This is a genomic window from Parabacteroides sp. APC149_11_2_Y6 (assembly GCF_054506995.1).
In genome coordinates, this window is the sequence record NZ_CP173709.1 from 2,939,453 (window position 1) to 2,961,461 (window position 22,009).

Annotated in this window: 14 protein-coding genes; 4 read left to right on the forward strand and 10 right to left on the reverse strand. The window is 39.2% G+C overall.

The genetic code is table 11. From position 1 onward, the window contains the following. The first annotated feature begins 367 nt into the window (after positions 1-367). Genes ACGE0T_RS12240 through kdsR form a run of 3 tightly spaced genes read left to right on the forward strand, consistent with a single transcriptional unit; the run spans position 368 to position 3,030 of the window. A complete protein-coding gene (locus ACGE0T_RS12240) occupies positions 368-1,294 on the forward strand; it encodes a ketopantoate reductase family protein (protein WP_459186922.1) in 927 nt (308 codons plus the stop codon). 31 nt (positions 1,295-1,325) lie between these two features. After that, on the forward strand, positions 1,326-2,186 hold the full coding sequence (locus ACGE0T_RS12245) for an alpha/beta hydrolase (protein ID WP_459186923.1): 861 nt from the start codon (positions 1,326-1,328) through the stop codon (positions 2,184-2,186). A 22-nt stretch (positions 2,187-2,208) separates the two neighbouring features. Then, positions 2,209-3,030: a 3-ketodihydrosphingosine reductase gene (kdsR, locus tag ACGE0T_RS12250; protein ID WP_459186924.1), complete on the forward strand. Its 822-nt coding sequence runs from the start codon at positions 2,209-2,211 to the stop codon at positions 3,028-3,030. A gap of 347 nt (positions 3,031-3,377) precedes the next feature. On the opposite strand, the gene ACGE0T_RS12255 is transcribed toward kdsR, so the two are convergent. The 10 genes from ACGE0T_RS12255 to tatA all read right to left on the reverse strand — a co-directional run bounded on the left by ACGE0T_RS12255 (position 3,378) and on the right by tatA (position 20,973). Beyond that, entirely contained in the window at positions 3,378-4,370 is a 993-nt protein-coding gene (locus ACGE0T_RS12255) for an isoaspartyl peptidase/L-asparaginase family protein (RefSeq protein WP_459186925.1), read from the reverse strand. 81 nt (positions 4,371-4,451) lie between these two features. Then, the gene (locus tag ACGE0T_RS12260) at positions 4,452-6,653 is read right to left on the reverse strand and encodes a GH92 family glycosyl hydrolase (RefSeq protein ID WP_459186926.1); all 2,202 of its coding nucleotides are present in this window, start codon (positions 6,651-6,653) and stop codon (positions 4,452-4,454) included. A gap of 99 nt (positions 6,654-6,752) precedes the next feature. After that, entirely contained in the window at positions 6,753-8,645 is a 1,893-nt protein-coding gene (locus tag ACGE0T_RS12265; RefSeq protein WP_459186927.1) for a RagB/SusD family nutrient uptake outer membrane protein, read from the reverse strand. A gap of 21 nt (positions 8,646-8,666) precedes the next feature. Beyond that, complete coding sequence (locus tag ACGE0T_RS12270) at positions 8,667-12,197, reverse strand: TonB-dependent receptor (protein ID WP_459186928.1); 3,531 nt, start codon at positions 12,195-12,197, stop codon at positions 8,667-8,669. A 39-nt stretch (positions 12,198-12,236) separates the two neighbouring features. Further along, the gene (locus ACGE0T_RS12275) at positions 12,237-13,325 is read right to left on the reverse strand and encodes a FecR family protein (protein ID WP_459186929.1); all 1,089 of its coding nucleotides are present in this window, start codon (positions 13,323-13,325) and stop codon (positions 12,237-12,239) included. Positions 13,326-13,398: 73 nt separating this feature from the next. Further along, on the reverse strand, positions 13,399-13,983 hold the full coding sequence (locus ACGE0T_RS12280) for an RNA polymerase sigma-70 factor (RefSeq protein WP_459186930.1): 585 nt from the start codon (positions 13,981-13,983) through the stop codon (positions 13,399-13,401). 465 nt (positions 13,984-14,448) lie between these two features. Further along, a complete protein-coding gene (locus ACGE0T_RS12285; protein ID WP_459186931.1) occupies positions 14,449-18,060 on the reverse strand; it encodes a glycoside hydrolase family 38 N-terminal domain-containing protein in 3,612 nt (1,203 codons plus the stop codon). Between the two features lie 238 nt (positions 18,061-18,298). After that, positions 18,299-19,729: a sulfatase family protein gene (locus ACGE0T_RS12290; RefSeq protein ID WP_459186932.1), complete on the reverse strand. Its 1,431-nt coding sequence runs from the start codon at positions 19,727-19,729 to the stop codon at positions 18,299-18,301. Between the two features lie 156 nt (positions 19,730-19,885). Beyond that, positions 19,886-20,773 carry a twin-arginine translocase subunit TatC gene (tatC, locus tag ACGE0T_RS12295; RefSeq protein ID WP_459186933.1) on the reverse strand — a complete coding sequence of 296 codons (888 nt, stop codon included), beginning with the start codon at positions 20,771-20,773 and terminating at the stop codon, positions 19,886-19,888. A 5-nt stretch (positions 20,774-20,778) separates the two neighbouring features. Then, the gene (gene tatA / locus ACGE0T_RS12300) at positions 20,779-20,973 is read right to left on the reverse strand and encodes a twin-arginine translocase TatA/TatE family subunit (RefSeq protein ID WP_459186934.1); all 195 of its coding nucleotides are present in this window, start codon (positions 20,971-20,973) and stop codon (positions 20,779-20,781) included. Between the two features lie 140 nt (positions 20,974-21,113). Between tatA and fabD the strand changes: the two genes are divergently transcribed. Beyond that, positions 21,114-21,995, forward strand: a complete 882-nt coding sequence (gene fabD, locus ACGE0T_RS12305; protein ID WP_459186935.1) for an ACP S-malonyltransferase — start codon at positions 21,114-21,116, stop codon at positions 21,993-21,995. Positions 21,996-22,009: the final 14 nt, after the last annotated feature.

The window sequence follows — 22,009 nt, forward strand, 5'->3', positions numbered from 1 at the left end:
AAAATATACATGTTTTACCTGCACGGATAATTATATTTTAGTGCGCAAACAGTTGGAATTGGTTGCAGAAACAGTTGAAATTATACTTCGAATAGATAAAAAAAAGCCCCGGATAGTGCATAATATCTCCCTTTCAGCACTAAAAGAGAGTGAATTTCTTCCTGAAACACATATTATACACATTATACAAGTCAGTATAAAAGGCTTTATTCTTTAAAAGTGTCACATATCAATATCAAAGAGCAACATTCTGTAATAATAAGAAAAAGCGATTCGTCCCAATCCCCTCCATACATCACCCTATTTTTATATTTCTGACAAATCTTTTTAGTAGCTTTGCATTTAGATGTATGTATGAAATAAAAACATGAAGAAAATTAAAATAGCTATTTCCGGTATCGGCGCTGTCGGAGGTTACTACGGAGGATTACTGGCTGCCAGATATAAAGATGCAGATAATATAAGTATTTATTTTATCTCGCGAGGAGAAAACCTGCAAGCAATCAGGAGCAACGGGTTGGAAATAAAAGAGCCTCAACGGAATATACTGGCAGTTCCGGCTTTAGTAACCGATAATCCAGCAGAAATCGGTCCTGTAGATTACCTTTTCTGCTGCACAAAAAGTTATGACCTGAAAAAGAATATCACTCAGTTACTTCCGGTTATTTCCCCGGAAACAGTAATTATCCCATTCCTGAACGGAGCAAACATAGCCGAACAAATACAACTGCTTCTACCGGACAGCCAGGTATGGAAAGGATGTGTCTATATTGGTGCCCGTCTGATGAAACCCGGATTTGTTGACAAGTATTCTTTAAAAGACCGCATGATTTTCGGTAGCAAGACCGGAGATAAAACCCGCCAGAAACAGTTGCAGCAGGTACTTATAGACGCCGGTATAAACACCATCAACCCGGAGGATATCGACCTGGAAATATGGAAGAAGTTCTTTATGATTTCCACAGCTGCAACCATCACTTCTTATTTCAACAAAACAATCGGCGAAGTACTGGAAAATCATACAGACCAGTTTATTGCATTAGGCAACGAACTGGAACGCATTGCGAAAGCAAAAGGGATCGTATTACCGGAAAATTATACACTTACTTCCATCGAATTGCAAAAGATGTTGCCACCCCACTCCACAACATCCATGCATACAGATTTTATAAAAGGGAACCGGACAGAAGTGGAAACTCTGACAGGATACGTTATACAAACCGCTACGGATTTAGGGATAGAAGTACCCACCTATCAACTCATGTATGAGGCGTTAAGAAAACGTTCCCACTAAAAAAGAATCACAATTTTAATTCTATATACTTATGATAAACAGAGTGTTTTTTTATCTCATCCTGTGTTTCCTTGTAAACTTTACAGGATTTGCCCAAGGGACTGTTATGGAATCCTTATCCTTCCAGAGTGACAAATTAGGGAAGAAAGTTGCTTACTCCATTTATTTACCGGAAGATTACAATACGTCACAACGTACTTATCCGGTACTGTATCTCCTACATGGATACAGCGATAATGAAACGAATTGGGTTCAGTCCGGGCAAGTTAAAACAATTGCAGATAAAGCGATTGCTAATGAAACGGCTGTTCCTATGATTATCGTAATGCCTGACGCTTGGGATACATGGTATGTCAACCAGTATGATGGAAAAGCACCTTATGAAGATATGTTTTTTGAAGAATTAATTCCCTATATGGAAAAAACGTATCGTATCCGAAGCACTAAAGAAAGCCGGGCTATAGCCGGATTATCGATGGGCGGATACGGTTCTTTCCTATATAGCTTACATCATCCGGAAATGTTCAGTGCATGTGCACCTTTGAGTGCCGCCGTATTTGACGATAACGTAATGAAAGCAAGGCAGAGTAATTCCCATAAAGACCTATACTTCCGGCTATTCGGACCAGGATTAGAGTATTGGAAAAAAAACAGTGTCCTGCAAATCTTATCCGAATCAAATGAAAACAACTTACCGAGAGTTCGTTATTATATCGACTGTGGAGACGATGATTATTTATTAGAAGGTAATTTCCAAGTTCATAAATTGATGCAGGAAAAGAAGATTCCTCACGAATTTCGTGTACGCGACGGTGGTCATTCCTGGAGCTATTGGCGTTCAGCATTGCCGGAAGTCTTGAAATTCGTCAGCTTGTCATTCAGCAGAAGCTAATAAATTATTAAAAACAGAATGAATGCATAAACAAATTATCCTTGTGACCGGTGCTTCCTCTGGATTCGGTCTGATTACAGCAACCATGTTGGCAGCACAAGGTCACATTGTATACGGCACCAGCCGGAAAGCTACAAACTCGGTAACCGGCAGTGTACGTATGCTGAAAATGGATGTTACCGACACTTTATCCATTGCAGAAACAATCAATCGGATTATACAAGAAGAAGGGGATATAGATGTTGTCGTCAATAATGCCGGAGTAGGCATTAGCGGCGCATTGGAACTGGCAACACAGGACGAAATAGACTGGCAGATGAATACGAACTTCAAAGGAGTTGTAAATGTATGCAATGCCGTACTTCCTTTTATGAGAAAAGCAAGAAGAGGAAAAATCATTAATATCAGCTCTATCGGTGGACTTATAGCCGTTCCTTTTCAAGGTTTTTATGCTGCATCCAAATTTGCAGTCGAAGGATATAGTGAAGCATTGGCGATGGAAGTTTATCCTTTTGGAATACAAGTCTGTTTGGTGGAACCGGGAGATTTCCAAACAAATTTTACAACGAACCGCAATCTCTCTTCTGCTTCACTTGAACATGAAGATTATGGGTTGTTCTTTTCCAAAACATTGAAAGTGATTGAAGATACAGAAAAGAATGGCGCTTCTCCCGATAAATTAGGACGTGTCATTTGTAAGCTGGTAAAAACAAAGCACCCGGCCTTCCGTACAAAAACAGGTCCGATAGGACAAGTTACTTTTGCCTATTGCAAAGGGATTTTACCAGACAAACTAATCCAATTTATCACCCGTTCATTTTACAGGATATCAAAAACAAGATAACAAAAAAGTCTTCAAATAATTCCAAATGGTTCGATTAAAAGTTTCTGTTCAAGATTTCAATCAGGCGGTCCGAGACTAATTTAAATTCCAGCTGGTACAATTAAAAGTGAGGTTGTTACGTCCGATCGTAGAAGGTTCAAGCGAATTTAAATTCCAGCCGGTACAATTAAAAGCCCTCTATTAGGCATTCATTCATTACTGATTATTAACAACTTATTCATTTCACATTAAGATTTTATTTCCCCAAAAGTTGTCGACCTCCAATACTATAAAAAGAACGGGCGATCGACAACTATATAAAAATACCTGATTACTACCCTATCAAAGAACGGATATCCTATAGGAAACTAAAATGCCACCATCTTATCTCCTATTCCAACTTTCTTTTCAGTTTTACCTGTTCCTTTTTCTTTATATAAATAACCACGGAACATCCCGGTACTATTGAATGGCATAGCGATATTCCCTTCCTTATCTACAGCAATTAGACCTCCATTGCCTGCATTTGTATTCAGTTCGGTATGAATAATATAATCGGCAGCTTTCCCTACCGGTTCTTTCAGATATTTATAACGGGCACAAACATTAAAAGCCACAGCATGACGAATAAAATATTCACCATGTCCGGTACAGGACACAGCACAACTATTATTATCCGCATAAGTGCCTGCACCTATTACAGGCGAATCTCCGATACGGCCCCATTTCTTTTTAAACATTCCGCCGGTACTGGTTCCTGCGGTCAGATTTCCTTGTTTATCCAAAACAACACAGCCTACCGTTCCATTTTTCTTACTTTCCTGTTTTAGTTTTTCTATCCATTCCATTGTTTTAGGAGTAGCAAAATACATATTATCCACCAACTCCAACCCTTGCTCTGCAGCAAAAGCATCTGCTCCGGTTCCACTCAACATCACATGGGCAGTCTTTGTCTTTACTGCATATGCCGCATTAATCGGATGTTTTACAGTCTTTACTCCGGCAACAGCACCAGCCGACAAATCCTTACCTTCCATAATAGATGCATCCAATTCAAATGTACCCTCAGCCGTACAAGTTGCTCCTTTTCCTGCATTGAAAAGCGGATTACTTTCAAAATAATTGATTACAGCCATTACAGCCTGGGGTCCTTCACCACCGGAGGCCAAAATACGGTCTCCAATCATTAAAGCACTGTCTAATGCCGAATAATACAGGACCGATTTAACCGGATCCTCTTGAAGTTGTCCCATATTACCGGCACCACCATGTACTACAATAACATATTCCCGGTTTTGAGCAGATGAGAAAGCAGAAGCGCAAAGCAGAAATGCCGCACTGAAAAGTAGTTGTTTTATCATAATATAAGTAATTAATAAGGATATATACTATAAGGAGGATATTGTAAAACAGACTTTTGCAATATCCTCCCGACACACTTTCTATTTATTCGTATACCAAACCGGCCCCGGTTTATTGCCCATTTCAAACTCGAATGTATCACCATTCATTATTTGTTCGTGAGTAATATAACTCTTGTCGTAAGGTTTACCATTTAACTTCACAGACTGGATATAAATATTTTCATGACTGGCAGCCGGAGCAAGAATCGTAAAGACTTTGCCATTATTCAAATGCATCTTGACTTCCGTAAAGAGCGGAGTTCCTATTTCATACTGGCCGCTTACCGGATCTACCGGATAAAAGCCCATTGCACTGAATACATACCACGCAGACATCTGTCCGCAGTCTTCATTACCACAAAGACCTGCCGGATCATTCTTATATAATTCATGAAGGACTTCCGCTACATATTGCTGGGCTTTCCAGGGCTGCCCCACTTTATTATATAAATAAATGACATGATGGCTCGGTTCATTTCCATGTGCATATTGTCCGATCATTCCGGTGCTGAAGATTGGAAGTTCTTCATCTGTATGAGGTACATAAGTAAACATGCTGTCCAGTTTCTGGGTAAAGCGTTCCTTTCCTCCTACCAGCGAAATCAAACCATCCAAATCTTGCGGTACAGACCAGAAATATTGCCAGCCATTACTTTCACAAATATCTTCCGTATAATCATCCGGACTGAAATTAGATGCAAATTCACCTTTTTTATTACGAGGCTGCATAAAAGAAGTTACAGGATTATAGGCGTTCCGGTAGTTCTGTGAACGTTTATAGAATTCATCTGCCAATTCCTTTTTGCCCATCTTCTCTGCCATGCGTGCAATACAATAATCATCATAAGCATATTCCAGAGTCTTGGACAAAGACCAATGTTCGTCAGAAGGAACATATCCTAACTTCTTATACAAACCAATACCTCGGTAATCGTCAATATTGGCCGTAGCCACACAAGCCGCTAATGCCCTTTCCGCATCAAAGCTGCCAATACCTTTCAGATAGGCATCTACAATTACAGGTATAGAGTGATATCCAATCATCATATCCGTTTCCACTCCATAGAAATTCCATACCGGCAAACGTCCGTTCTGTTCATAAAATGCAAGGAATGATTTTACCATATCGTTGGCACGTTCCGGCTGTGTATAAGTAAATAGCGGATGTGCAGCACGATAAGTATCCCAAAGAGAGAAGGTGGAATAATTCACCCAGCCATCCGTCTTATGCGCTTTCTTATCCGGTCCATAATACGAATTATCCACATCACTGTAAATAGTCGGGGCAAGCATCGAATGATACATAGCCGTATAGAAATTCACCAAATCATCGGTAACCGGGCTTTTCACTTCAATCTTTGAAAGTTGTTTATTCCAATTAGCCACAGCCTGCCGGTGATACAAATCAAAATCATTTTTCGGAGCTTCCGCCTGCAGGTTCTGTGCGGCACCATCCATACTCACTCCAGAAATAGCAGTAGTAACAAGTATCTCTTCATCTTTCTCCGTATTGAAATCGAAACGGGCGATATAAGCAGTGCCGATACGTCCCTTCTCTTTCGTATTAATTGCCGTTGTATCCATATGACAGGCTACAAACGGTTTGGAAAAGCGTGTTTTAAAATAGACATGCTGGTCTTTCGCCCATCCGTCGGAGAAACGGTAGCCCCGGATAGTCACCGAGTCGAGCACTTCTATATAAGAATCCGTTGTGAAATCCCAGTTCATCGCCTTCTTCAAATTCAGGAATACGGAAGACTCCGCTTTCGGGAATGTATACCGTTGAATACCGCAACGTTCCGTAGCCGTCAGTTCCACGTTGATATTATAATCCTTCAACAACACACGGTAATAACCGGCGGATGCGGCTTCCTCATTATGAGAAAATGAAGAATAGATGCCTAACGGAGCCGGAGCTTCTTTATAAGGGCGCGTTACCGGCATAAATGATATATCATATAGATCGCCTGCCCCCGTCCCTGAAAGATGGGTATGGCTAAATCCTGCAATAGTCGAATCAGGATAAAAATAACCGGAAATACGGTCCCAACCGGGAAGCCCATTGTCCGGACTCAGTTGAACCATACCGAACGGAACCTGTGCGCCCGGATAGGTATTACCCGTAAAATCGGTTCCGATAAAAGGATTTACATACTGTGTATAATCCGCCTCCTGTTGTTTTTCCGGCGTGCAGGCTGCCAAAGCCAGCAAGGAGACCGCCAATAAAGACATGTGCTTCATGTTAATTGGTTTAGTTTTGAACAAAAATACAAAAAGAGACGCAACAAACAAGGTCATTGCGTCTCTTTTTAGTTCCGAAATTATATAATCTCCGTCAAATTACCATCCCGGATTTTGTACTAAAGTGGGACAACGTTTCAATTCTTCCTGCAATATAGGGAAAAGATATGAGCGGGGACTGCTGAAAGTACGTTCATCATTCACTTTAAAACGTACCATTTTATAATGTTTACCATTTACGACAATCTTTCCATTCGGGTCCTCTACCGGTTTCATGCCATGAGAAAAACGCTGTGTTTTAGGATACGGCCAACTGTTCGCATCTCTGTATCCTTTTTCTTTTGCAATCTCAGTCGCATTATCCGGCTCCATATATAAACGACTCAACCAATAACGGTTATTTTCATAGAATAACTCGACCCTGCGTTCACGTTGTATATACTCCTTCATCAAATCCTTGTCTGTTTTTGTTGTCTGAGGCATTGGAGCCATAAAAGAACGTGCACGTACTTCATTTATCAAATTATAAATTTCATCATTAGGCCCAGTCGTTTCATTCACAGCTTCACAATAAATATAAATAAATTCCGGTAGGCGCCAGATTGCCGGTCCATTAATAGTATGCCCTCCCATACTGCGATTCCAACCATCTTTATAAAATTTGCGTAAATAATAACCTGAATGAGAAGCATTGTCCAAATAGCTACCACTCACTGCATCGTCACCTGAAGCCGTATTTAATTGAACTCCGCCATACCATGAGCCATGATAACGGATATCACGATAAAAACGTGGGTCACGTTGTACACATTCATAAGGATTTGTATCATCATAACCATCACTTACTGCCCTGGAAGCATAAATCGGATAGCCATATCCATCCGGCGCGATATATTCATATTCATCTACCTGTTCCTGCAAAGGTCTTTGGCGGGCATGTCCACCCTGTGAAGGAGGCAACACATCGCCAGACCATCCTGTATCCTTATCTCTTGTCACAAACCAAACCCACTCATCCTGGATTGCTTCCATATCATACTGCATCTGCCACAGACGTTGCTGAACCTTTTTATTATTCGTATCTGCTTTTCCGTCAATATCACGAAAATCATCTTTATCGTATTTTGTATAGAGCTTGTAACGTAAGGAACCATCCTCCTTACGGCATTCCAACACAGCTTTTGCAGCTTTCTTTGCAGCTTCCCAACGCTGTGCATCATATCCATATTCATTTTTAAATACACGTGTATCATTCGGCAATGCCCCACCATTCCACAATGGAGTAGCAGCAATCCAGCGCACCATTGCTTGTAATCCCAAACAAGCACCTTTGTCCACACGTCCAAAATATTGCCCACCATTCCAAGCGTCAACACGAGCATAGGCAGAATCCGCATCCGCACAAATTTTAGAAACAATGGAATGAACCGATTCCTTTTTATAATTCATATCATCACCCGGATTAATCACAAAATTTATATAAGGGACTTCGCCGTAAGCCCGCAATAATAAATAATGCAGATAACCTCTTAAAAAATAAACCTCCCCGATACGTCTGTTTAAATCACCCAAGCGACCATCCTGAGGATTATCAGGAGTATTATATTTAGCAATACCATCCAATATTAAGTTTGCTTTACGAATTTTAGAATAGATACCATTCCAATATTCTCCACGGTCACTATTCGCAGGCATACCTTGAGAAGGTCCGTAATTACCCACATGGAATTGATGAGGAATTGACTGCTCATGGCTACTGGCTGTACACTCATCAGAAATACTGCTTATACTGAAGTGATTGAGAAAGAGCAACGGAGCGTTTGCAAATTTACAATTAGCATACAAGTCTGTTACTAAAGCCTCCACTTTTTCATAGCGAGTGTACACTTGTTGCTCGTTTGTTTTGTCGTCCGGCTCCCTATCCAAATAAGATTCACAGGAGGTGAAAAAAGAAAGACAGAAAAAACCGGCAAATAATATAATCTTATTCATTCTTGTTTATCATTTAATAAATTAATAAGTAATGTCCACACCAAAATTAAATACTCGTTGAATCGGATACCAAGCTCCATTTCCTTTCTGGGTTTCAGGATCAACATCCACATCATTCAATCCGTCAAATGTCAATAAATTCATACCTTGTACATAAAAACGAACATTCTGTAAACCGGCAAAACGAATTACCGACTTTGGCAAAGTATAACCAAATTCCACATTTTTCAGACGGACATAAGAGGCATTATATAAAAATAAACTACTGGATTCATTTTTATTATTTTCATAAGCGCCAATGGTTAAACGAGGATAAGTCGCGAAATCTTTAGTTTCTTCAGTCCAACGGTTTAAGTGCATTGCTTTTACCTTACCTAACTGATCTTGTTCATAAGCAGGAAAATCCCATGTTGCCGGACCATTCAATAACAAACTACAATTTGCAGCTCCCTGGAATAACAAGCTCAAGTCAAATCCTTTAAATTGAAAACCAATAGGTATACCAAATTGAATTTCCGGAATACGAGGATTTCCCATTGCTCGTTTATCCCCTTCATTTGTAATTTTCCCATCACCATTCAAGTCCTTATAGACAACATCTCCGGGATATAATTTACCCCATGGTTGGAAACCGTCTCCATTATTCATCGCATTCAACCGATCAGCTTCAGACTGGTCATATACAAAATGATCTACTTCATATACAAAATATTCTTCTATGCGTTTACCTGTATTTCTTCGCCACTCATAATCATAATTGATTTCATTCATGAACTTAACTTTATTACGGGCAAAAGTAAAGTTTGGTTTAACATAATAATGGAAATGCTTACCTATGCTACCAGTCCAGCCTATTTCCAAATCAATACCCTGATTATCAACAACACCTGAATTAATAAATGGAGCACTTTTACCAACAACATTAGGATATCCAAGTTTATTATTATCATTCAAACTTGTAATAATATCGTAACGATGTTCACGGAAATAGTCTGCACTGAATGTCAAGCGCTGATTAAAGAAAGTTGCATCTATACCAATATTTAATTTTTCTGCTTTTTCCCATGTCAAATTCGGATTCGCAAAATTACCTTCTTTCAATGCCCCATATTCATTTCCAAATTCATTTACACCGAAAGAATATTTATCGCCATCCTGATAGAACTGCAAATAGGCAAAACGGTCATCATTATTATCTGATATTTTATCACTTCCGACCATACCATAAGAAGCTCTAATCTTCAAATTATCTAACCAATCATGTGTTCTTTCCATAAACTTTTCACGAGAAATAACCCAACCGATTGAACCGGCAGGAAAAGTACCATACCGTTTCCCTGGAGCAAAATTTTCCGAGCCATTCCGCCCTATATTAAATTCAGCTAGATACCTATTATCATAAGCGTAAGTTGCACGTCCTGTTATTCCTTGATAGCGATAGGCAACACGATTGTCATAAGTTCGGTTTGAACGGTTAATCAAGACCATAGCCGATACATCATGCTTACCAAAAGAACGCATATAATCCAACTTCAACTGATAGTAGGTTTTACTTTCAGAGGGATTACGGTCATACTTATTTCGAATAGTTTCATCTTTATCATACCAAGGGTTACCCTTTACATACTTTCCATCATATTCTGCGTTATTCATGTAATAAGCACCATTATTACCACCTTCCGGCTGAAATGTTGCATATCGGCTATAATTTGCATAACCATCCGCACGATTTTCAAAATCACGACGGATCCAATTTCCCTCAGAAGCATCATAAGAGAATGTTCCTTCGATTTTTAATCCTTTCGTAATAAAATCCAGTTTATGACCAATAGCAAAAGAACCATTCAGATAAGTATTTTTCTCTACCAAATATCCTGTCCTGGAAAGTTCTCCCAATAAATTAAAACGGTGTTTAGCATCTCCGTACAGCAAACCATATGGATTATTATTAATATAATCCGTATTCTCCGCATTTCCATTATCCGGTAAAGTAATTGGCAGATAAGGAGGTTGTGTATTACAGATGGCAACGACCCGACTGGCAGTAGTACCCGGGGCTTGACGGTCTGTGATACGGGCACCTAAGTCTACTTTCACCCAGAAATCCTTTGTAATATCCACATCCACATTTGCACGGAAATTATAACGTTTGAAACGAGCCTGCGTATCATATTCCGTCAAATCCGTATGTTTATAGTTACCATCTTGAGAAAAATAGTTTGCCATTACATAATAACGTGCGCGCTCGGACCCACCACGGACAGATAAACTATAATCTTGTTGTACTCCAGTTTTAAATGCCTCATTAAAATAATCATTATTATACCCCAATCCATCAGAATTATCACCTTTTGCTTTCCGGTAATTAGCGATTGCTTCATCTGTAAACAAAGTTAATGTAGAAGGGTCTGCGTTAGGATTACTATTAATCATCGCTTCATTCCACAAGGTTGCATAATCAGCAGATCCTAAATATTGAGGAAATTTCACAGGACGGTTAGTTCCTACGGAAGCCTTAAAGTTTACACTTGGTTTCTCTGACGCTTTACCTCGTTTGGTTGTAACAATAATAACACCATTTGCACCACGTACACCATAGGGAGCTGTAGCCGAAGCATCTTTCAATATAGTGAATGTTTCTATTTCTTCCGGTGCCAGATAACTCATATCACGTTCAACTCCATCCACTATAACAATCGGAGATTGGTCACCATAAGTAGCCATACCACGAATCCGGATATCAGCCTTGTCAACTCCCGGTTCACCACCACTAAACTGATTAACCATCAAACCTGGCATACGACCGGCTAAAGCATTATTTAAATTGGCAGTCGGACTTTGTTTTAAATCTTTTGTCGTAATAGTTGCAACAGACCCTGTAATAGTTGCTTTTTTCTGAGTTACATATCCTACCACTACCACTTCTTCCAATGCTTTGGTATCTTCTATCAATGTAACATCCAAAACATGTTTCCCTTCTATTTTTACCTCTTTGGGTTGATAACCGACATATGAAAAAACCAAACTGGCTTTTGAATAAGGAGCCATAATTTCATATTCTCCATTCACATCCGTTATAACACCGGTCATTGAACCTTTTACCATAATGTTTACACCAGGCAACGGTCCCATACTATCAGAAACCCGTCCTTTTACCCTAAATCCATCCTGACTGACAGAGGATACTATCGGGGTGCTTTTCTTTGATGAAAACAAAACTACTTGTCCATCCTGTACTTTATATGAACAGTTCTGATTTACTAACAAAATACGCAATGCCTCTTCAAGCGTTACATTTTGAGTGTGGCAAGTAACCAACGCTTCATCATTCAATACATTATTTGAATAAATAATGCTCACGCCTGTTTGTTCTTCCACCCTTTCCAATGCCTGCTTTAAAGTGGTATTAGTACATGATAGATTTACTTGTGACTTCAATACATTTGCAAACATACTCATAGATACGCAACTGCATAAGCCAATGGTTAACACTTTTCTCCAGCGTTCTCTTTTATGGGGAGAACCCTTTCTTTCTTTTTCAACATTTCTCATAATGATAGACTTAACTTGATTTTTAACAAAAGACTCATTTTATTCTCTATTTGTTATTTTATATAATTGTTTATTCTTACCGTTTGGAAGCAAGATTTGCATAACAATATCCAGTGTTTCATTCGCTGTATTTCTCATATCCAAACTTCCAGAAATCAGATAATTATCATATTCGGATGTAAGCATTGTTATTTTTACATTGTAGACTTTCTCCAATTTATGTAATATCTTTACCAGAGGTTCCTTATTAAATTTCAGCTTACCATTTATCCAAGATATATAATTAGAAACATCTACTTCTTTTATTGCTTCCTCTTGTGTCGAAAAGGTGTATTCATAATATTCATTAGGCAACAGTATAACCTGCCCAACTTGTCCATCCAGAGCAATTTTACCTGTTACCAATACAGTTTCAAATATTCCGGTTTCTTTTTCAGACAAGACATTAAACTGTGTCCCCAATACCTCTATTGCCTTATAAGCTGTCCGGACTATAAATTGTCTTTTATTTTCTTCTCTTTTCACTACAAAAAAAGCCTCTCCATTTAAATACACTTCACGCTTATTTTTATCAAAAACGGAAGGATAAACTAGAGAAGAACCTGAATTTAAATAAACTAATGTTCCATCAGATAATATCAATTTAGATCGTTTTCCATAAGGGACATAAATAGTATTCAGTTCTGATTTTTCTGTTTTTTCAATCTTTATAGTATCATTTATTAAAATCTGCCCTTGTTGATGGTAAGAAATCACAGCAGAAGAATCCAATAATTCTATCGGCTTATTTTTATCAACCATTAATATTATTTCCTTTTGGCTATCTATTTCACTTAAAAAAGATTCATAATCATAACTTGATCGATTCTGATTAGGTATAAATACAAACCAAAGAAAAGTCGCTGCAACCGTAATAGCTGCAGCAACTCCATAAAGTGAAACTTTTTTATAGGGAGATATTCTCTGTTTATTCTCTGGCAAAGAAATTTCAGCTAATGTCCAAACAGCCTGCAATTCCTTAAAGTATGTCTTATTCTCCTCTTTTTCTTCTATCCAGCGCAATACAGCCCTCGCTTCATCCAGAGAACATTCATGTTTTATATATTTTATCAATAATAGATCTTCCATATGTCTTCATTTAATCTTTCACACAGAAGAACACATTTTTTATATAGCTCCCCTAAAAACAAAACATACTTTTTTAATACAATCCATAAAATAGTGCAAGAAGCAATTTATAGTCATCAGGTAAATCACTCTTTATCTGTTTAATAGCCTTCATCAAATGATATTCTACTGTTTTCTCAATCACCTCTAATTTTTCAGCTATTTCTTTGTTCTTCATTCCTTCCTTACGGCTCATCCGGAATATTTCACGAGTTTTAGGTGATAGCTTTTGTAATGAGGCTTCAATCATTTTTTCCAAATCTTTTGAAAACAGAGTACAAAGCGTTCCATCATCCAATACATAAGCATTACTTCTTAAATAAATTTGTTCTTCTGTTAAGACATCAATAGGAATAGTTTCCAATTTTTCATTACGGATATAATTTAAACAACGATTTCGTGTAACAACCATTAAATACTGGATCAAGCAGGTAGAATCTGAAAGCTCAGCCCTTTTCTCCCATAATGTCAAGAACACATCCTGGACTATTTCTTCTGCTATTTCAGCCCTTAATACATATATCATGGAAAATTTGAACAAACGGCTTTTGTAGGCTAAGATTAAACGTCTTAATACACGTTCATCTCCAATTTTCAAATCTTTCACATTGAATTCCATGACGATATGTAATCCTTTATTTTTTTACTTATAAAATAAAACCTTATATTTATTTCTCCTTATAAAGACTAAAAATCAGACTTAATTCATGAAGAACTATGTTATATTCATAGTATATTAATCATATTTATATAGTTAAACGAAAGGAGTATTTTAAAAGGTAGAAATAAGGTAACTTTTAGAAATAAAAAAATGAGGTTCAGATTCATCGAATGGAAAGTAGAGTAACTTCTGAATTTTAATTTTATGTTATAAAAAACTTCATAGATAAAGAATATGGATGTAAAATAAAAAAAATGACACAAACTGAGTTAAAAAAAGTGTATATTTGCAACCGTAATTAGAATAAGGCGTAGTTCTTCATGTACTCAACAATATCTATCCTTAGCAACAAGATATCATTATAAAATAGAAAAGCCACCGGATTACCCGGCGGCCTCTCATCTCTCCCTATAAAATAAAACACTATTTGTAAATTTCCAGCTCATAAATGCGGGCGCATGAACTTGCCGGATTTTGCATTGGTTGTGTGATATACAAACGAACATAACGTACGGATACTGAATCTGACAGTTCCCGGACTACTTCGTTTTTATGGTTTCCTGCAATACGGTCCAACGTCTTCCAATCTTCTGTCAGACTGTTACGCCCTTGCAAGAAACAAGCTGCTGTTACATAAGAATGGCTTTCCCGTCCGGCGTTTACCAGTTTCCAGCCTGAAACCGGGGCAGAAACGCCTAAATCAAAATCTACATAATTAGGAGTATCCGTAACGTCGCACCATTTCGTTTCCATATTACCATCTATCATACGTTCCGGAGATTCCCGCTTATTCACATAAGCAGAATAACCAATCACCTTGGCATCTTTCAATATATTTATCTTCGGTGCTTTCTTTTCTGTTGCCACTCCCGGCTTCAATGCTGTATGAAACAAGGAAGAAGCTGCACCAACAGACGGATAGTTTTCTCTCGCCAACACAGCGGCAAATAAAACAATCTTTTTATTATCCGGCAGGATAATGCTGGTTGCTCCTTTAGGAATATCCAAGCCGACTTTGAACATATAAGTATATTCATAGGCCTGGTCACCATCCGGAGCGTGGCGGTGTGTTCCCACATACGCTATCTCACCATCTTTCAGGAAGCCCTCGGTATGTCCCAGATGTCCCCACTGACCGATAAAGCCGCTATAGTAAGGAGCAGAAACAGTCTGCTCACTCTTTCCTATACGGAAACACCCCTCAGAATCACCTTCTGTTGAAGCTGCCAGGAAATAAACACGATTATATGCAGAACCTTCCGGAAGATACAGTGTATCCCCCTGGCAAGTCATTCCATTAAAAGAATCTTTCTCTCCAAAAGTAAAAGGCACGTTATTTATGGTCATCGTCTCAGGCAGAAGTTCTGCGGCATACGAATAACCGGATTCAAAATCAGCCTCATTGCGAAAAGCATTCCAGCTTACACACTTACGATTATAGTTCAGCGGCAAAGCTGCATACTGCAATTTAGCAACAGGATTACCGAAAGATTTTAATTTCACTTTATAAGTCTTCACAGAATACGGAGATATGGATACCTGTAATTTATTGCCATTGAAAGAAACATTACCAATAGTCTTTTCTGTTCCATCCGCTTCATTTGCACTCAGAATGTCTCCTGCAAATGTAATTTCAGCCTGTTGTGCTTGATCCCCTCCTGTTTCGTAAACACGGACAACGTATTCGTCGGAAACTTCCGCTTTCTTTACAGTCTTAACAACAACATTCTTGTTGTTTGAATTGACCAAAGAGAAGGATTTGCCTAATACTCCGGCGTGCTTCGGAGCTTTGAATGCCAATACAGGCTGGTTCAATTGTTCCGCTTTCAATACGGTAGCAGGTTTATCCAAGGCCCCGGCATGGGGAACCAGACTATATGTAAATGTATGGTAACCAAAATCCTGGCGGTTTTGATAACTATAATTGCCTTTTGTTTCCGGTGTATGGAGCAAAGTCAGACGAATGGTGTTGTCATTCGGTTTATCCCAGCCATATTTACTGTCATTCAGGACAGATACACCGTAACTACCATTCTTGTCTGTCAGGTCTGCCCAATATTGGGCATAGACTTCGTAAGCAGTAATCGTGTTGTTTCCACGTTTTACACTACCGATCCCCAAATCGTATGTGGCATCCGGATTAGATATGGAAAGAGGAAATTCAGCTTTCAGCAAAGCGTTTGTTGACTGCCAGTCGACCTCGTTATAAAAATCTATACGGTCGGCACGTGCACCTTCATACAAACGGATATACTGTTTGAATACTGATTTTCCATGACGTTTTTCCACACAAAGCGCTTTTCTCAGTACCCCATTTTCTACCAAAGAAACTTTTACATCATCCGTAATGGAAACCGGTTCGCGGTCGGTCGTTTCCTTTATTATTTCCCAAGCAGGCCAATCATAAGATTTATTTTCCGTAAAGAGGGCCAAACGTATTGTTTTTCCTTCTTTCACCAATTCCTTATTATTTGTCTTATCGAACAAAGAAGCTATGTCTCCGTTCTTATCCAACTGAATCTTATAAAGGGAATTCTCAATCCTATTTGCTTCTGCCGGTTTACTTATCCGTGTATCTGTTCCACCAAGACGAACATCATAAACAGCGTATCCGGCAGCTGGAACGGTTGCAGCAATCAGCAAATGGGCTTTTCCATTCTCATAAGCGACAAACTGTGATGGCACCTTTTTGCCATTCTGGTCATATACTGTAAAACCTTTTGGTGCAACGGGCATATCCAGAATAACTTCTGCTAAATCCGATACCGGCAAAGCCTGTGCATTATAAAGGATAACCGGAGTTCCTTTTGTACGTGTATCCATTTGCCCGGAAACAGCATTTACCGAATAAGTCAGCACATCTGCAAATTGTTTCAGGGAAATCAATTCGTCATTCCATGAAAATTCATAAGCTCTCGGGATACTGGTTCCTGTCAGGTCATCATGAAATTGATGTAGGATGAAGCGTCTCCAGGCATCCGTTAATGTCTCCTTCGGGTAAACAGAACCACCCAACCATTCGGCAGCAACGGCTGCCCGCTCGGCTGCATTACCAAGCACTTCATTCTGACGATTATACAATTTCATTGCTGCTTCAGATGTATAACAGCCCGTACCATGTACATCCATCAGCAACTCTCCATCAAAAACCGGAAGTTCCGGATGATTTTTATAAGGCATAAAGTCTTTATATAACTGGTCGCTGGTCGCACTGATTATTTCCAATGGTCCATCTCCTTTCAGTCCTTTTTCTACAGAACGAACAGAAGCCAAATTAGGAGAACCTCCCGTATCACCCGTACCATAATAGCGGTAAACGATATTTAGCGGCGTACGTCCACTCAATTCCAGTAATTGTTTATTTTGGGACAAATCCTCATCTTTCCACCTTTTACCATAATCATAACCATGTGCCAACATAATGGAAGAGCCGTCTACTCCCTTCCATAATCCAATAGTAAAAGGATGTTTGCTTTTACCATAAAACGGATGATGACGCCAATCGAGCTTTTGGGAAGAAAAGCCTATCAACCCGCAATGTGAAGCGATAGTAGGCAAAGTCCATCCGAAACCGAAACAATCCGGTAAGAATATGTCCGTACTTTCTACCCCGAATTCATTCCTGTAATAGGTTTGTCCCAATAAAATATTCCGGATAAAAGATTCGGGAGAAGGAACAATCGCATCCGTCGCATCCCAGCTACTGCCGGAAATATGCCAACGCCCGTTTTTAATATACTCCTTCATTTCTTCAAACTGGGTAGGGTAATACTCCTTCATCCAAGCATATTTCACCCCGCCTTCAAAATTGAAAACATAGTTGGGATACTGTTTCAGCAAAAACAGATTCTGGTTCAAGGTATTCCATACATATTCCTTAATTGTTGTCTGGATATCCCAGTTCCACTGCGTATCCAGATGGGCATCAGCCACCATATAGGCTTTTGCTTTTTTCTCCTGAGGCTTATCTTGTGCCTGTAGGGTACCTCCAGCCGTCAATAAGGCGAATGAAAGCAACGCGATTGGTAATTTCATGCTAATAAATTTAATTAGATATAGTTTTTATACTTCTTAGATTATCACTTCCTAATAAAAGAACACCTTAAAACGGATTTACCCCCAAAAAGAGTATGTTAACATTATGTAATTTTTTAAATTTACTTTTTCTTCGCGGTTTTTACCTCAACATTTATCATACAATACACAGAAAAATATAATAGCCTGTACCTTAATAGGGATACAGGCTATTATATTTTTCTGTAACTACTAAAAGTCACAAATCATGCCGTTCTTTTCCTTGCACTAATCCGGGTTCACGGCGTTCCGTTCCTTTTACACGGGTCAAATTGTCTCCTAACTCCTGACGTTTCAGGTCTGCTATCTTCATCAATTTAGCAGCGACTTCAGGATATTGTGAAATTACATCATAACGTTCACCCGGGTCACGGCGCAGATCATATAGCTCCGCTTTTTGTATTTCAAGATTTGTCAATTTCCCCGGTTGCCCGTCATTACCTGGAACATAAGCACCATAAGTTACATACTTATGAGGAAATACAAGTTTAAACATACCATCTGTTACAGCTTCCAAATCATTTTTATTATAGTAGTAAACAAACGATTCACGAGGATTTGCATCTTTTTCTCCTCTTATTAATGAAAGAATACTAACGCCGTCTATCTTACGGTCCGGCAGAGGAGCTCCGCTGATTTCCGCAAAAGTCGGAAATAAATCAATATTGGATGCCAGGTTATTACAGGTTGTACCAGGCTGTGTTTTTCCTTTCCAGTACATCAGGCAAGGCACCCGGTTACCACCATCGAATGTTGTAGCTTTCGCTTCGCGCAAACCACCGGCAGAACCCGCATGATTACCATAATTTGTCCAGGGACCATTGTCAGATGTCAATATGACTAATGTGTTTTCCTCCAGTCCTAATTCCCGTAATGTTTTCATCACTTCACCGACACTCCAGTCTATTTCCATCATCACATCCCCATACAAACCTTGCTGGCTTTTCCCCTTAAACTTGTCTGAAACGGCAAGTGGAACATGTGGCATATTATGTGCCAGATACAGGAAAAACGGTTTATTCTTGTTTCTTTTGATAAAGTCTACAGAATGCGTAGTATAATCAGTAGTCAACCGGGTCTGGTCTGTATTATAACCAATGACTTTATTACCTTCATAAGTCGGCAAGTCCGGAAAATTGAATATTTCACCCTGTTGCGGATGATTCGGCCACATATCATTGGAATAAGGCAAACCGTAATACTCGTCAAAACCGTTCTGCAAAGGCAGGAACTGATGCTGGCTGCCTAAATGCCATTTGCCAAAAACAGCCGTACTATATCCTTTTTGCTTCAACAACTCACCCAATGTCATTTCATCCGGATGGACACCATAATTAGAATCCGGTCCCGGCGCTCCGGCAAAACCGATACGGTTAGGATAACATCCCGTCAGCAAGCCTGCACGGGATGCGCCACTAATGGGCTGTCCGGCCAGAAAATGAGTAAAACGGACTCCTTCGGCTGCCAGTTGGTCTATATTCGGAGTCGTATAACCATACGCACCATTATAAGAAAAATCACCATACCCAGCATCATCCAGATTTATAATAATAAAGTTTGTGTAGTTTGCCGCTATACCAGCTACCGAAAAAACAGATGCAGCGGAGACTAATAATAGTTTGTTGTCCATAATATGATATTAAATGATTCTTTACTCTTTAGCAAAGGTATCAAACTTTTTCCGGCAACAATCATGCTACCGGAAGAAATAGAAGATTAACACACAATATAAAAAAAGACGTAACCCATCACTGAATCACGTCTTCTTTTGTCTTTTTTCTATTATTTATTCTGTTGCTTGCACAATTTCAGAACTTTCTTCGTCTTCTTCATCATCGTCATCATCATCCGGGTCTTCTTTCGGTGCTTTCTTCACAAAGAACGCACTCAATTCAAACAGACCGTATAACGGGAAGAATACGATTCCTAACGTAAACGGGTCGCTACTCGGAGTAATAAATGCTGCAGCTACCAATAAACCAACCACAGCATGACGCCGGTATTTATGGAACAATGACCTGTTTATTAAACCTATCTGAGATAACAACCAGGAGACTAAAGGCATTTCGAAAACAATTCCCATGATAAAAATCAACATCAGGAAATTGTCCATATAAGAATCCAGAGATACCTGTTCGATAATGTCAGCACTCAATGAATACGTTGCCAAGAAACGCAATGTCATCGGAAATACCATGAAATACCCCACAGCACATCCGATAAAGAACATAATGGTTCCCAACAAAAATACCCAACGGACATTCTTCTTCTCATTCTCATATAAAGCCGGACTGATAAACTTCCAAATTTCCCACATAAGATAAGGGAAAGTAAGAACCAGAGCCAACCAGAAAGAAGTAGTCATGTGAGTAAAAAACTGAGATGCCAACCTGATATTGAAAACTTGCACATGAAAGTTATCGTTACAGAAATCAGGAAGTACATCAAACCATGAGCTTACGCTGACAAGCCACTCATTCAGTCTGCACAACAGTCTGTAAAAAACAAAATCAGATGAGCAGGGAGCCATTATCACACTATCGAAAATGCCCCCGCTTCCGCGCATGAAGGCAAAACTACCGATAGTAAAAACAAAGAGCGCTAAAAAAGATCGAAATAAAGTCCAACGAAGTTCTTCCAGGTGGTCCCAGAATGACATTTCATCTTGTTGCATTTCCTTTATTTCTTATCTGTATCGTCTATTTTAATATCGTCTTCCAGTCCTTTTACACCGTCTTTAAAATTCTTTACACCTTTACCAATACCCTTCATCAATTCAGGTATTTTCTTGCCACCAAACAATAATAATACTACAATGGCGATAATGATAATTTCGCCTGTTCCTAAATTTCCAAGAAATAGCAATTCACTCATGATATTATATAAATTAATCGTTAATGTTTCCGTTTTATACGGGACAAAGATACAATTTGTAACGAATAGTACCCTATCTATTCTAATTTTATTACCTTTGCACCGTCTTAAAAAACTGAAATTAGAAAAAGATTAGAACGATGAAAGCGTATGTATTTCCCGGTCAGGGAGCACAGTTTGTCGGAATGGGAAAAGACCTTTACGATAACAATCCCCTTGCAAAAGAGATGTTTGAGAAAGCCAATGAAATCCTTGGTTTCCGTATCACAGACCTGATGTTCGCAGGAACAGACGAAGATCTGAGACAAACGAAAGTTACACAACCTGCCATTTTCTTACACTCTGTCATCCTTGCCAAAACATTAGGTGACCAGTTCAAACCCGATATGACAGCCGGTCATTCATTAGGAGAATTCTCTGCACTTGTTGCCGCCGGAGCTCTTTCTTTCGAAGATGGCTTGGTATTGGTATCCAAACGTGCAATGGCAATGCAGAAAGCATGCGAAGCAACTCCTTCTACTATGGCTGCTGTTTTAGCTTTGCCGGATGAAAAAGTTGAAGAAATTTGTGCAAGCATCGAAGGCGAAGTTGTTGTTTGTGCTAACTACAACTGCCCGGGACAATTGGTTATCTCCGGTTCAATTCCTGGTATCGATGCAGCTTGCGAAAAAATGCTTGCTGCTGGTGCTAAGCGTGCATTGAAACTGAAAGTGGGTGGAGCATTCCACTCTCCGCTGATGGAACCAGCCCGCGCTGAATTAGCTGCTGCTATCGAAGCTACACCAATCAATACTCCGTCTTGCCCGGTTTATCAGAATGTAAGTACAAAAGGCGAAACTTGCCCGGAAACAATCAAAGCAAACTTGATTGCCCAATTGACTGCTCCGGTTCGTTGGACACAAAGTGTACAGAATATGATCGCTGATGGCGCTACTCATTTTGTCGAATTAGGTCCGGGTGCTGTGCTGCAAGGGTTGGTAAAAAAAATCAACAAAGAAGTAACAACAGAAGGTATGCAATAAAAATCTTGCTAAAA

Bases quoted from the DNA above. Each gene is read 5' to 3' on its own strand.
- ACGE0T_RS12240 (WP_459186922.1), top strand. From the start codon at position 368: ATGAAGAAAATTAAAATAGCTATTTCCGGTATCGGCGCTGTCGGAGGT.
- ACGE0T_RS12245 (WP_459186923.1), top strand. From the start codon at position 1,326: ATGATAAACAGAGTGTTTTTTTATCTCATCCTGTGTTTCCTTGTAAAC.
- kdsR (WP_459186924.1), top strand. From the start codon at position 2,209: ATGCATAAACAAATTATCCTTGTGACCGGTGCTTCCTCTGGATTCGGT.
- ACGE0T_RS12255 (WP_459186925.1), bottom strand. From the start codon at position 4,370: ATGATAAAACAACTACTTTTCAGTGCGGCATTTCTGCTTTGCGCTTCT.
- ACGE0T_RS12260 (WP_459186926.1), bottom strand. From the start codon at position 6,653: ATGAAGCACATGTCTTTATTGGCGGTCTCCTTGCTGGCTTTGGCAGCC.
- ACGE0T_RS12265 (WP_459186927.1), bottom strand. From the start codon at position 8,645: ATGAATAAGATTATATTATTTGCCGGTTTTTTCTGTCTTTCTTTTTTC.
- ACGE0T_RS12270 (WP_459186928.1), bottom strand. From the start codon at position 12,197: ATGAGAAATGTTGAAAAAGAAAGAAAGGGTTCTCCCCATAAAAGAGAA.
- ACGE0T_RS12275 (WP_459186929.1), bottom strand. From the start codon at position 13,325: ATGGAAGATCTATTATTGATAAAATATATAAAACATGAATGTTCTCTG.
- ACGE0T_RS12280 (WP_459186930.1), bottom strand. From the start codon at position 13,983: ATGGAATTCAATGTGAAAGATTTGAAAATTGGAGATGAACGTGTATTA.
- ACGE0T_RS12285 (WP_459186931.1), bottom strand. From the start codon at position 18,060: ATGAAATTACCAATCGCGTTGCTTTCATTCGCCTTATTGACGGCTGGA.
- ACGE0T_RS12290 (WP_459186932.1), bottom strand. From the start codon at position 19,729: ATGGACAACAAACTATTATTAGTCTCCGCTGCATCTGTTTTTTCGGTA.
- tatC (WP_459186933.1), bottom strand. From the start codon at position 20,773: ATGCAACAAGATGAAATGTCATTCTGGGACCACCTGGAAGAACTTCGT.
- tatA (WP_459186934.1), bottom strand. From the start codon at position 20,973: ATGAGTGAATTGCTATTTCTTGGAAATTTAGGAACAGGCGAAATTATC.
- fabD (WP_459186935.1), top strand. From the start codon at position 21,114: ATGAAAGCGTATGTATTTCCCGGTCAGGGAGCACAGTTTGTCGGAATG.